Genomic DNA, 12143 nt, shown 5'->3' with positions numbered 1-12143 from the left:
CAGGTCCCGTGTGGCCGCACGTACGGCCTGGTCCCCGCCCGCTCAGAAGGGGAGGCGGGCCGGCGCCGGGGAAGGGGCGTCGGCCGACCGCGAGCGGGAGAGGGCCGGGCCCGTACGTACGCCGCACACACAGGGGAAATCTACGGAATGTGCAGGGTGTCGGTAACTTCCCGTCACTTTAGTCCACCCTGCCATTCGATCGATTCCCGATCAATCAACCCGGCAGCGCGTCGCCGGGCCCCCTGTACACCCTCCCGAACGAACGGCTGTGAGGCTTGTGGGTTACCTCACAACAAGTCTCGTTGACGTTCTTTGTCCCTTCTCACAGCACGACGGGAGCAGGTGCGGGAGCTAACGTCGTATCCATGTCGACTTCCGCGCACTCTCCCGTCCGGTCTTCCTCGAACGACGCCGACCAGGCCCGTGGCGGGGGCACGGTCACCGACCGTCTCGTCGAGGCGAACGTCCGGTACGCCGCCGAATTCGAAGACCCGGGCATGGACGCCAAGCCGGTGCTGCGCGTCGCCGTGGTCGCCTGCATGGACGCCCGGCTCGACCTGCACGACGCGCTGGGCCTGGCGCTCGGCGACTGCCACACCATCCGCAACGCGGGCGGCGTGGTCACCGACGACGTGATCCGCTCGCTGACCATCAGCCAGCGGGCCCTCGGCACGCGCAGCGTGATACTGATCCACCACACCAACTGCGGTCTGGAGTCGATCACCGAGGAGTTCCGCCAGGAGCTGGAGGTGGAGGTCGGCCAGCGTCCGGTCTGGGCGGTCGAGGCGTACAAGGACGCCGACCAGGACGTACGGCAGTCGATGCAGCGCGTGCGCACCTCGCCGTTCCTGCTGCACACCGACGACGTCCGCGGCTTCGTCTTCGATGTGACCAGCGGTCTGCTGCGGGAGATCCTTCCCGTCGCCTGACCTCCCCGGGGCACCACCCTCCAGGCACCGAAAACCCCACCGAAACCGGCATTTCGCCCCCAGTTGTCCACAGGCGAGTGACACGAAGCGGTAACGGCAACGAGAATGCGCGTGTGACATCCCGCCGGACGTGTCCGAAGGGGTGTCCGTGTTTCGGGGTGGGCCGGACCGCTGCGTGCGCGTCGGCCCGTGAAATGGGGTACCCCACTGCTCCTGGAGAGCGTGGGGCAGGGCCGAGGAGGGCCGGGTGACGACCTATGACGATCGAGCGAGCCTCACAGATCTGACCACGACCGCGGAGCGGGTGCGCAGGTCGGTGGAGAGTGTGATCGAGGGCAAGCCTGAGGTCGTACGGCTTTCGCTGACCGTACTGCTGGCGGAGGGGCATCTCCTCATCGAGGACGTCCCGGGGGTCGGCAAGACGATGCTGGCCAAGGCGCTGGCACGGTCCATCGACTGCTCGGTGCGGCGCATTCAGTTCACGCCGGACCTGCTGCCTTCGGACATCACCGGTGTGTCCATCTTCGACCAGCAGCGGCGCGACTTCGAATTCAAACCGGGCGCGATCTTCGCCCAGATCGTGATCGGCGACGAGATCAACCGGGCCTCGCCGAAGACCCAGTCGGCGCTGCTGGAGTCCATGGAGGAGCGCCAGGTCACCATCGACGGGCACAGCTACGAGCTGCCCGATCCGTTCATGGTGGTGGCCACCCAGAACCCGGTGGAGATGGAGGGCACCTATCCGCTGCCCGAGGCCCAGCGCGACCGGTTCATGGCGCGGGTCTCGATCGGCTATCCGAGTGCGGAGGCCGAGCTGCGGATGCTCGATGTGCACGGCGGCCTCCCGCCGCTCGACGACCTCCAGCCGGTGGCGCACGCCCACGACATCGTGAAGCTGATCGACGCGGTGCGCACGGTCCATGTGGCCGACGCCGTGCGGCGGTACGCGGTGGAGCTCGTCGCGGCCACCCGCAGCCATCCCGATCTCCGGCTCGGCGCCTCGCCGCGGGCCACCCTGCATCTGCTGCGCGCGGCGAAGGCCTCCTCGGCACTCAGCGGCCGGGACTACTGCCTGCCGGACGATGTCCAGGCGCTGGCGGTCGCGGTGCTCGCGCACCGCCTGCTGCCGACGGCGCAGGCCCAGCTGAACCGCCGTACCGCCGAGCAGGTCGTGCAGGAGATCCTCCAGCAGACACCAGTTCCGACCGCGGACGGCGGAACCCAGGTGCAGCCGCAGCACCAGCCGGGCCGGGTGCCGTACGGCCGGCAGCAGCCCGGCGCACGGCGGGTGTGATGGCCGCCGGGGGGCGGGCCGCGATGGACGACGGCGGCGAGAAGGGCGCTCTGCGGGCCGCGCTGAGCGGGCTGACCACGCGTGGGCGGTCCTTTCTGGCGGCCGGCATCGCCGCGGCGGTCTGCGCCTATGTGCTCGGGCAGGCGGATCTGCTGCGGGTCGGGCTGCTGCTCGCCGCGCTGCCGCTGGTCTGTGTGGTGGTGCTCGTCCGCACCCGATACCGGGTCGCGGGCACCCGGCGGCTCTCGCCGTCCCGGGTCCCGGCGGGCTCGGAGGCCCGGGTCCATCTGCGGATGGAGAACGTGTCGCGGATGCCCACCGGGCTGCTGATGCTCCAGGACCGGGTGCCCTATGTGCTCGGGCCGCGGCCCCGGTTCGTGCTGGACCGGGTGGAGGCGGGCGGCCGTCGCGAGGTGTCCTACCGGGTGCGGTCGGATCTGCGCGGGCGCTATCCGCTCGGGCCGTTGCAGCTGCGGCTGAGTGATCCGTTCGGTATGTGCGAGCTGACCCGTTCGTTCAGTGCGTACGACACCCTCGTCGTCATTCCGCGGACCGAGCCGCTGCCGCCGGTGCGGCTGGCCGGGGAGGCGTCGGGGTACGGCGAGGGACGGCAGCGTTCGCTGGCGCTGGCCGGTGACGACGACGTGATCCCGCGCGGCTACCGGCACGGCGACGATCTGCGCCGGGTCCACTGGCGCTCCACCGCGCGCTACGGCGAGCTGATGGTGCGCCGCGAGGAGCAGCCGCAGCGGGCCAGGTGCACGGTCCTGCTGGACACCCGGCAGATCGCCTACCGGGGGGCGGGGCCCGACTCCGCCTTCGAGTGGGCGGTGTCCGGGGCGGCGTCCGCGCTGGTGCACATGCTGGAGCGCGGCTTCGCGGTCCGGCTGCTGACCGACGACGGGAACGCGGTGCCCGGTGACGGCGCGGGCGGTTTCGCCGGATCGACGCAGGAGTCCGCCGACTCGGCGGGGCTGATGATGGACACGCTGGCGGTGGTCGACCACTCCGACGGCAGTGGTCTGTCGCGCGCGTACGACGTGATGCGCGGCGGCAACGAGGGGCTGCTGATCGCGTTCTTCGGTGATCTGGACGAGGAGCAGGCGGCGGTGGCGGCGCGGATGCGGCAGCGCAGCGGCGGCGCCGTCGCGTTCGTGCTGGACAGCACGGACTGGGTGCAGGGCGACGTCCCGCCCGCGGGGGCTGAGGCGGCGTCCGAGCGGCGGCTGCGGCTGCTGCGGGAATCGGGGTGGACGGCGGTGGCGGTCTCGCCCGGGGCCGGGCTCGCCCGGTACTGGCAGCAGGCGGGACAGCAGGGCGTGGCGGCACAGTCCGCCGCGGCGGGCGGCACGACGGGTTTCTCCGGGGGATGGTCATGAGCGGTCGTGGTCGGCTGGCACTGTGCGCCTTTGCGGCGACGCTGATGGCGGCGGCCTCGATGCTGCCGCTGGTCGAGCCGGCCGGGTGGATCCTGCAGGCAGCGTTCCTGCTGGCGGTCCAGAGCGGGATGGGCGCGCTGGTCCGCCGGGCGCCCGTGCCCCGTGCGCTGATCGTCGCGGCGCAGGCGCTGGTCACGCTGGTCCTGCTGACGGTGGTGTTCGCCAGGCAGCAGGCGATGGCCGGTCTGCTGCCCGGCCCGGAGGCCGTCCAGCGGCTGTCGCATCTGCTGGCGTCGGGCGCCGAGGACGTCGGCAGGTATGCCGCCCCGGCTCCCGTGACGGACGGCATCCGGCTGATGCTGATCGGCGGTGTGCTGCTGGTCGGCCTGGTGGTGGACGCCCTCGCGGTGACGTTCCGCAGCGCGGCCCCGGCCGGCCTGCCGCTCCTCGCGCTCTACTCGGTGGCCGCGGGGCTGTCCGGGGGCGGGGCGGACTGGCTCTGGTTCCTGCTGGCGGCCGGTGGTTATCTGCTGCTCCTGCTGGCGGAGGGCCGCGACCGGCTCTCCCAGTGGGGGCGGGTCTTCAGCGGCGCGGCCAGCAGGTCCCCGGGAGGCCCGGCGCTCGGAACGGCGCTCGCGGGCAGCCGGCCGACGGCCCCGGTCCGCACCGGACGCCGCATCGGCGCGCTGGCGCTGGGGGTCGCGCTGGTCGTCCCGGCGGCGCTGCCTGCGCTCGAAGGCGGAATGCTGTTCGGCACGGGCACCGGCAGCTCCGGCAAGGGGGGCGGCGGCACCATCTCCGCGGTGAACCCTCTGGTCTCGTTGCAGGACAATCTGAACCAGCCGGAGAACCGGCAGGTGATGTCCTACCGCACCAATTCCGGAGCCCCGCAGGACTTCTATCTGCGGATCCTGGCCCTGGACCAGTTCAACGGGAGCGAGTGGCGGCCCTCCACTCGCCGTCTGAAGGACGTGCCCAAGCGGCTCCCGGCCCCGGAGGGCCTCGGCCCGGACGTGGCGGTCACCGAGATCACGTCGAACATCTCCGCGTCCCGCTCCTACCAGCAGACCTATCTGCCGCTCCCCTACCCGGCGACCGAAGTCGGCATCGACGGGCGCTGGCGGTACGAACCGGAGGGACGGACCCTGGTGGGCGACCGCGGGGAGACGACCCGCGGCGCGCAGTACCGGGTCTCCAGCCTGGTGGTCGAGCCGACCGCCGAGCAGCTCGCCTCGGCGGGCCCGGCGCCGGCCGGACTGCGGCGCGAGTACACCCGCGTTCCCGGCTCATTGCCGAAGGTCGTCGAAGAGACCGCGAACCGGGTGACCCAGGGCGCCGCCAACGATTACGAGCGGGCGGTGAAGCTGCAGACCTACTTCGCCTCGGACGGCGGCTTCAGCTACAACACCTCGGTGAACTCGGGCACCGGCAGCGCTGCGATCACCCGGTTCCTGAAGGAGAAGCAGGGCTTCTGCGTCCACTTCTCCTTCACGATGGCCGCGATGGCCCGGACGCTGGGCATTCCGGCCCGGGTCGCGGTGGGCTTCACTCCGGGCACCGGGCAGCCGGACGGTTCGGTCTCGGTGGGGCTGCGCGATGCGCACGCCTGGCCCGAGCTGTACTTCGAGGGCGTCGGGTGGACCCGGTTCGAGCCGACCCCGACGCGGGGCACCACGCCCCCCTACACCCAGCAGAATGTCCCCACGGGCGACACGGACATGCCGGCCCTGCCCGAGAAGGGCGCCTCGGCGGCTCCGTCGACCGCGCCGTCCGTCCCGGACAGCTGCCCGGCGCAGATGCGCAAGCAGGGCGAATGCGGCAGCTCGGCGGCGGCGGGCGTGAAGCCGCCGACGGACTCGGGGACGCCGACGGGCACCGTCATCGGTGTGGTGCTGCTCGCCGTGGTGCTGCTCGCGCTGCCCCTGCTGCCGCTGCTCTGGCGACTGCGGGCACGCCGGCGCAGGCTGGGTCTCTCCGCAGGGCGTACGCCGGTGCGCGGCCGGACCGCGGCGCCGCCTGCGGGGCAGGGCACCACCGGCAGCGACCGGGGTCGGGGCATCGAACCCGACCCACCGGAGTACGCCACGGCCCGGGCGCTGGCGGCCTGGCAGGAGATCACCGACACCGCCTGGGACCACGGCATCGAACCGGACGACTCCCGGACCCCGCGCAAGGCGGCGGACCGGGTGGTGCGGCTGGGGCAGCTCGGCCCCGACGCGGCCGATGCGGTGCACCGGGTGGCCGGAGCGGTGGAGCAGGTGCTCTACGCCCCGGAGCCCCGGGGGAGCACCGGCCTCGCCGAGGACGTGGCGACGGTACGGGCCGGTCTGCGGGCGTCCGCCGGCCGCTTCGCCCGGATCCGGGCGGTCGTGGCTCCACGCTCGGCCGTTCGGGTGGTCTGGGCGGCCGCGGACCGCTGGGCGGCGTTCACCGGCAGGTGCACGGCGCTGTGGGGCCGCGACCGGTGGGCGGGGTGGCTGCGGCGCCCGTCGCGCCAGCAGGGATGACACCGGGGGTGTGGTCCGCGGCAGGTCGCGGGCCGCACCCCGCCGCGGTTCCGGCGGCCGACCCGCGAAGTTCTGCCTGCGGCCGTCTTCCGCGGCGGTCCGGCCGCCCACGTGCGGCCCGCCCGCCGAAGCCTCCGCCCGCCCGAAACCCCTGCCCCTGCCTGCTTCTGCTCCCGCAGAGCAGTCGGCCCGGCATGCGTCCGCGGTGACCGGCCCCGGGCATACGTGAGGGGCGGCCGCGTCGACGCGGCCGCCCCTCACCCAAGTGTGTCCGAGGGCCTACTGGCCCTGCTCGTCGCGGCGGCGCTGCCACCGCTGCTCGATCCGGTTCATCACGGTCCGGCGTTGCCTGGGCCGACTGCGATTGTCACCGCGTCCGGCCGCCGGATGCTCGCCCGGTTTGGGCGCCTTGCGCCAACCAGTGACCGCAAGGACCGCGCAGCCCAGCATGACGAGAAAACCCACCACGCTGATCCAGATCTGCTGGGCGACCATTCCGGCCATGAGGAGCGCGATACCCACCAGGAAGCCTGCGACCGCCTGGTAGACCCGTCGCCGGGTGTACGTACGCAGCCCGCTTCCCTCGAGCGCTGTCGCGAACTTGGGATCTTCGGCGTACAGCGCTCGCTCCATTTGCTCGAGCATTCGCTGCTCGTGCTCCGAGAGCGGCACGGAGTCCTCCTCGTCGTCGGCCGCGGGGGGCGGCCGGTATGCGGCCCTTCCAGGATAGGCAGGGAATCGCCCCCGTGAAACCCGCCTTCTTGCCCATCAGCCAGTCCGGGCCGCCACGACGGCTCAGCTGCTGAGGCGTTGATTCCCCAACCTCCGATCCGTCATGCCGGATGGTGTCCCCCGATCATACGGGGCGAAGCCCCCGATCGGGGGGCCCGGTGCGTACTCCGTCTGCTGCTGCGTCGCTGATCAGCAGCGCTACGGCCGAGCTACCACCGGACCGGACCGCGCTCAGGCGCGCTTGGTGCCCAGAACGTGCAGCTGAGTCGCGACCGAGTGGAAGGCGGGCAGTTCGGCCGCGGCGGACTCCAGCTTGAGCAGGGCCTCGACCGCACCGGGCTCCGTGTCCACCAGCACGCCCGGCACGAGGTCCGCGAAGATCCGTACGCCGTGGACCGCGCCGACCTCGACATCGGCACCGGAGACCAGCTCGGTGAGCTGCTTCGCGGTGTAGCGCCGGGGCACCGGGTCGCCCTCGCCCCAGCGGCCCGCCGGGTCGTCGAGCGCCTGCCGGGCCTCGGTGAAGTGCCCGGCGAGCGCCCGGGCCAGGACGGCGCCGCCGAGCCCGGCGGCGAGCAGGCTGAGCGCACCGGACGGCCGGAGCGCCGCCACGGCATTGCGCACCCCTTCGGCCGGGTCGTCCACGTACTCCAGGACGCCGTGGCACAGCACCGCGTCGTACCCACCGCGCTCGACCACGTCGAACAGGCCGTGGATGTCGCCCTGGACACCGCGGACCCGGTCGGCGACCCCGGCCTCGGCCGCGCGGCGCTCCAGCGCGAAGAGCGCGTTGGGGCTGGGGTCGACGACGGTGACGCGGTGGCCGAGACGGGCGACCGGCACCGCGAAGTTGCCGGTGCCGCCGCCGGTGTCCAGGACATCCAGGGCGTCCCTGCCGGTCGCCTTCACCCGGTGGTCGAGGGCGTCCTTGAGGACCTCCCAGACCACGGCGGTACGGAGGGAGGCGCGGGGGCGCAGCTGGTCCGACACGGCAGATGACTCCTCGGCACGGTGCCGCCTGGGACGGCGGAGCGTGAACAGTGCAGGTGGTACGAGCGCTGCCCACCCTATTGCCTCGCGCCGCCGCTGCCGTCATCCCGCGTCGGGCCGCTCCCTCCTGGCCTGCGGGAGCACCGGCTGGAGCACCAGAAGGCGCTCGACCAGACGCAGGAACATCGCCGCGTCACGCAGCAGGTCGTCGGCGTCCCGCCGGCTGGCGGCACCCGGTATCCCGGCTTCCGCGCGGGCCCGGCGGCGGGCGCCGGAGGCGAACAGCGCGCTCCACTCGGTCAGCTCGGGGGCTATTTCGGGCAGGACCTCCCAGGCGCTGCGGATGCGCTCCCGGCGTCGCCCGGACGTCTCCGGGCGGGCCCGCGCGGCGAGCACCGCGGCCGCGGTGCGCAGCGCTGCGAGGTGGGCGGTGGCGTACCGCTCGTTCGGCACGTCGAGAACGGCGGCCTCGTCGAGGCCGGTGCGGGCCTTGGCGAGCAGATCGAGGGCGGCGGGCGGCGCCGTGGTGCGGCGCAGAACGGGGTGGACATCGCTTGCCGGGCCGGTCAGTGAGGGGGCAGGGCCGTCTGCGCGGCGCCGGGGTGCGGCTGCTGCGGACGAGTGGGCCATGACGAAACCTCCTGTCTCGTGTAACGGCTTCGTGGCCGTATGTATCCATCGTGGGGGCCACCACTGACAATCGACCTCGACCCCGCCCTGACCTGCCGTTTTGCTTCGTTCGCGAGTTCGGGCTACCTTTTTGAACTGACTGGTCAGTTCAAAACAGGGGGAGGGACCGTGGACAGCCCGCACGGGGCATCCGTCACCGCCGAGAATCTCGGCCTCAAGGGGCCGCGCGGCTGGGCCTTTCGAGGCCTGGGGGTCGATGCCGGGCCCGGCTCGCTGGTGGCGATCGAGGGCCCCTCCGGCTCGGGCCGCACCTGCCTGCTGCTCGCCCTCACCGGCCGGATGCGCCCCACCGAGGGCCAGGCGAAGGTCGGCGGGCTGCGCCTGCCGCGCAAGATGGCCGCCGTACGCCGCATCGCCGCGCTGGGCCCCGTCCCGGGAGTCAGCGAGCTCGACCCGGCCCTCACCGTCGCCGAGCACCTGCGCGAGCGGGCTCTGCTGCAGCGCCGCTTCGACGGTTCGCTGCGCGCCCTGCTGCGCCCGCGTGCCGAGCGGATCGCCACCGCCCGGGGACGGATCGACGCGGCGCTGGACGCCGCCGGACTCGACCCGGCCACGCTGCCCAAGGGCGAGCGGACCTCCGTGCGGGACCTGGAGCGGCTGGAGTCGCTGCGGCTCTCCATCGCCCTCGCGCTGATCGGCGGCCCCCGGCTGCTCGCGGTGGACGACACCGATCTCAAGCTCTCCGACGCCGAACGCGCCGAGGCCTGGGAGCTGCTGCGGTCCGTCGCGGCCGACGGCACCACCGTGCTCGCCGTCTGCAGCCAGGCACCCGAGGGCGCGATCACCCTGCGCACGGACACCGCCGCCGGGGCCGACCCGACCGGGGAAGACACGACCGAGGCAGACACGACCGAGGAAGGAACGGCCGATGCGTTCGCCGAGACTGGCCGCGCTTGAGCTCAAGCGTTTCGGCAGGGGAAAGCTGCCGCGCGCCGCACTCGTCGCACTGCTGCTCCTGCCGCTGCTCTACGGCGCGCTGTACCTGTGGTCCTTCTGGGATCCGTACGGCCGCCTCGACAAGATCCCCGTCGCACTGGTCAACAACGACAAGGGCGCCACCGCCTCCGGCAAGCGCGTCGCGGCCGGCGACGAGATCACCGGCAAGCTCCTCGACTCCAAGGTCTTCGACTGGCACGAGGTGAGCTCCGCCGAGGCCGACAAGGGCGTCGAGGACGGCACGTACTACCTCTCGCTCACCATGCCGTCGGACTTCAGCAAGCGGATCGCGTCCAGTTCCGGTGACTCCCCCGAGACCGGCGCCCTCCAGGTGCGGACCAACGACGCCAACAACTACATCGTCGGACAGATCTCCCGGACGGTCTTCTCCGAGGTGCGCACCGCCGCGTCGACCAATGCCTCGCGCGGCTTCTACGACCGGATCTTCATCAACTTCTCCGACCTCCACGACGCGACGGCGAAGGCCGCCAAGGGTGCCGACGACCTCAAGGGCGGCATCGGCAAGGCCAAGAAGGGCTCGGAGGATCTCGCGGACGGGCTCAAGGACGCCAAGGCCGGCAGCGGCCGGCTGGCCGGCGGGATCGTCAAGCTGAACAAGGGCGCGGGCGACCTGGAGACCGGCTCCCGGCAGGTGGCCGACGGAACCCAGCAGCTCGCCGACAAGGTGAACGGGGTGGCGGCCGACGTCCGCCCGTTCCTGAAGGACAACGGCAAGTCGATCGGCGACACCGCCCGGCTGGTCTCCGACTCCTCGAAGACCGTGCGCGACAACCTCGACCTGCTGGTGAAGGCGGCGCCCACCGCCGCCACCGCCGCCCACACCGCCTCCGACGACCTCGCCGAGATCCACCGCACCAGTTGCGTGGAGCAGCAGCCCGACGACCCCGGCGTCTGCCCGCCGCTGAAGCGCGCCACGACCGCGGCGGCCGATGTCGCGAAGGTCGCCGACGACGTGAACGTACTGGTCACCAACCAGAACGGGGACCTGAAGAAGCTGAGCAAGCAGCTGACCACGCTCCAGCGGCAGGCCGACGACCTGGCCGAGCACGCGCCGCGCCTGGACGAGGACCTGGAGTCCGCCGTCAAGAAGATCAACGCGCTCAACACCGGCGCCCACAAGGTCGCCAAGGGCGCCGACGACCTGCACACCGGCCTCGCCACGGCCAAGACCGGCTCCGCCGACCTGGATTCCGGCGTGAGCGACCTCAAGAAGGGCGCGACGAACCTGGACGGCGGGCTGATCCGGCTCGGCGACGGCTCGGCCACCCTCGCCGAGGGGCTCAACGACGGCGTCGGCAAGATCCCCGACTACGACAAGAAGGACCGCGACGCCCGTACCGGAGTCATGGCCGACCCGGTACAGCTGGCCTCCCAGTCGCTGCACGCGGCCCCCAACTACGGCACCGGCTTCGCGCCGTACTTCATCCCGCTCTCCCTCTGGGTCGGCGCGATGGTGGCCTACATGCTGATCCAGCCGCTCAACCGGCGCGCGCTCGCCGCCGGGGCCTCCGCCTGGCGGATCGCCTTCGCGGGCTGGCTGCCGGTGGCCGCGATCGGTCTGCTCCAGGTGGCTGCCCTGATGTCCGTACTGCACTGGGGGCTCGGTCTGCAGATGGCCCGCGCCGCCGGAACGGTCGGCTTCCTGGCGCTGGTGACCTGCTGCTTCGCCGCGATCGTGCAGTGGCTGAACGCCCGGTTCGGAGCCGCGGGACGGATCCTCGTACTGGCGGTGCTGATGCTCCAGCTGACCTCGGCCGGCGGAACGTATCCCGTCCAGACCAGCCCCGGGTTCTTCAACGCGATCCACCCCTACCTGCCGATGAGCTACATCGTCGAGGGGCTGCGCCGGCTGATCACGGGCGGCGGCCTGGGCCCGGTCTGGCAGGGCAGTGCGGTGCTGCTGGCCTTCACGGCGGGGGCGCTGGCCCTGACCGCGGTCGCCGCACGCCGCAAGCAGGTGTGGACCCTGGACCGGCTCCACCCGGAGCTGAGCCTGTGAGCACGCCGGAACCTGTGAGAATCGGGGGCATGGAAAGCAGCAGCACCACGCGTCGGCGGGCCACCCGGCAGAAGCTCTACGAGGCAGCCGTGACCCTCATCGCCGAGAAGGGCTTCTCGGCGACCACGGTGGACGAGATCGCCGAGCGGGCCGGGGTCGCCAAGGGCACGGTCTACTACAACTTCAAGAGCAAGACCGAGCTCTTCGAGGAGCTGCTGCGTCATGGCGTCGGGCTGCTGACGGCCTCGCTGCGCTCCGCGGCCGAGGAGACCGAGGAGCGCGGCGGCACCAAGGTCGAGGCCCTGGACGGGATGATCCGGGCCGGCCTGGTCTTCATCGACCGCTATCCGGCCTTCACCCAGCTGTATGTCGCGGAGCTGTGGCGCACCAACCGGGCGTGGCAGGGCACCCTCCTGGTGGTGCGTCAGGAGGCCGTCGCGGTGGTCGAGGGGGTGCTGCGCGAGGGCGTGGGCAACGGTGAGCTGAGCGAGGAGATCGACATCCCGCTGACGGCGGCCGCGCTGGTCGGCATGGTGCTGGTGGCTGCCCTGGACTGGCAGGCGTTCCAGCCGGAGCGTTCGATCGACGATGTGCACTCGGCGCTGTCGCTGCTCCTGCACGGGCGGGTCAGCGGGCGCTGACCCGCGCGGCCGGGCGCGTGGCGAT

Annotated in this window: 10 protein-coding genes; 7 read left to right on the top strand and 3 right to left on the bottom strand. The window is 72.3% G+C overall.

Going from position 1 to position 12143, the window contains the following annotated elements:
* Nucleotides 1–365: 365 nt before the first annotated feature.
* From EES42_RS12335 to EES42_RS12320, 4 genes are all read left to right on the top strand, one after another.
* On the top strand, nt 366–929 hold the full coding sequence (locus EES42_RS12335) for a beta-class carbonic anhydrase (protein ID WP_164495227.1): 564 nt from the start codon (nt 366–368) through the stop codon (nt 927–929).
* A gap of 247 nt (nt 930–1176) precedes the next feature.
* A complete protein-coding gene (locus tag EES42_RS12330) occupies nt 1177–2223 on the top strand; it encodes an AAA family ATPase (protein ID WP_124718168.1) in 1047 nt (348 codons plus the stop codon).
* The gene (locus EES42_RS12325; protein WP_124718167.1) at nt 2223–3602 is read left to right on the top strand and encodes a DUF58 domain-containing protein; all 1380 of its coding nucleotides are present in this window, start codon (nt 2223–2225) and stop codon (nt 3600–3602) included. The genes EES42_RS12330 and EES42_RS12325 overlap by 1 nt, the downstream gene beginning before the upstream one ends.
* Nucleotides 3599–6109, top strand: a complete 2511-nt coding sequence (locus EES42_RS12320; protein ID WP_124718166.1) for a transglutaminase TgpA family protein — start codon at nt 3599–3601, stop codon at nt 6107–6109. The genes EES42_RS12325 and EES42_RS12320 overlap by 4 nt, the downstream gene beginning before the upstream one ends.
* Before the next feature lie 279 nt (nt 6110–6388).
* On the opposite strand, the gene EES42_RS12315 is transcribed toward EES42_RS12320, so the two are convergent.
* From EES42_RS12315 to EES42_RS12305, 3 genes are all read right to left on the bottom strand, one after another.
* Nucleotides 6389–6781, bottom strand: coding sequence for a DUF3040 domain-containing protein (locus tag EES42_RS12315; RefSeq protein ID WP_124718165.1), 393 nt, complete (start codon nt 6779–6781; stop codon nt 6389–6391).
* Between the two features lie 291 nt (nt 6782–7072).
* Nucleotides 7073–7831 carry a class I SAM-dependent methyltransferase gene (locus EES42_RS12310; RefSeq protein WP_124718164.1) on the bottom strand — a complete coding sequence of 253 codons (759 nt, stop codon included), beginning with the start codon at nt 7829–7831 and terminating at the stop codon, nt 7073–7075.
* A 102-nt stretch (nt 7832–7933) separates the two neighbouring features.
* Complete coding sequence (locus EES42_RS12305) at nt 7934–8461, bottom strand: SAV_6107 family HEPN domain-containing protein (protein WP_124718163.1); 528 nt, start codon at nt 8459–8461, stop codon at nt 7934–7936.
* 168 nt (nt 8462–8629) lie between these two features.
* Between EES42_RS12305 and EES42_RS12300 the strand changes: the two genes are divergently transcribed.
* The 3 genes from EES42_RS12300 to EES42_RS12290 are packed head-to-tail and all read left to right on the top strand — an operon-like array spanning nt 8630 to nt 12118.
* Nucleotides 8630–9418: an ATP-binding cassette domain-containing protein gene (locus EES42_RS12300; RefSeq protein ID WP_124718162.1), complete on the top strand. Its 789-nt coding sequence runs from the start codon at nt 8630–8632 to the stop codon at nt 9416–9418.
* Entirely contained in the window at nt 9390–11477 is a 2088-nt protein-coding gene (locus EES42_RS12295; protein ID WP_124718161.1) for a YhgE/Pip family protein, read from the top strand. Before EES42_RS12300 ends, EES42_RS12295 begins: the two co-directional genes overlap by 29 nt.
* Before the next feature lie 29 nt (nt 11478–11506).
* Entirely contained in the window at nt 11507–12118 is a 612-nt protein-coding gene (locus EES42_RS12290) for a TetR/AcrR family transcriptional regulator (protein ID WP_124718160.1), read from the top strand.
* Nucleotides 12119–12143: the final 25 nt, after the last annotated feature.

Origin of the sequence: Streptomyces sp. ADI95-17 (genome assembly GCF_003846175.1) — a bacterium.
Classification (GTDB): domain Bacteria; phylum Actinomycetota; class Actinomycetes; order Streptomycetales; family Streptomycetaceae; genus Streptomyces; species Streptomyces sanglieri.
Note: the sequence above shows the minus strand (reverse complement) of the source record. Positions and strands in the feature narration are given on the sequence as shown.

Excerpts from the sequence above, each read along its gene's own strand:
- EES42_RS12335 (WP_164495227.1), top strand. The coding sequence starts at position 366 with ATGTCGACTTCCGCGCACTCTCCCGTCCGGTCTTCCTCGAACGACGCC.
- EES42_RS12325 (WP_124718167.1), top strand. The coding sequence starts at position 2,223 with ATGGCCGCCGGGGGGCGGGCCGCGATGGACGACGGCGGCGAGAAGGGC.
- EES42_RS12320 (WP_124718166.1), top strand. The coding sequence starts at position 3,599 with ATGAGCGGTCGTGGTCGGCTGGCACTGTGCGCCTTTGCGGCGACGCTG.
- EES42_RS12305 (WP_124718163.1), bottom strand. The coding sequence starts at position 8,461 with ATGGCCCACTCGTCCGCAGCAGCCGCACCCCGGCGCCGCGCAGACGGC.
- EES42_RS12295 (WP_124718161.1), top strand. The coding sequence starts at position 9,390 with ATGCGTTCGCCGAGACTGGCCGCGCTTGAGCTCAAGCGTTTCGGCAGG.
- EES42_RS12290 (WP_124718160.1), top strand. The coding sequence starts at position 11,507 with ATGGAAAGCAGCAGCACCACGCGTCGGCGGGCCACCCGGCAGAAGCTC.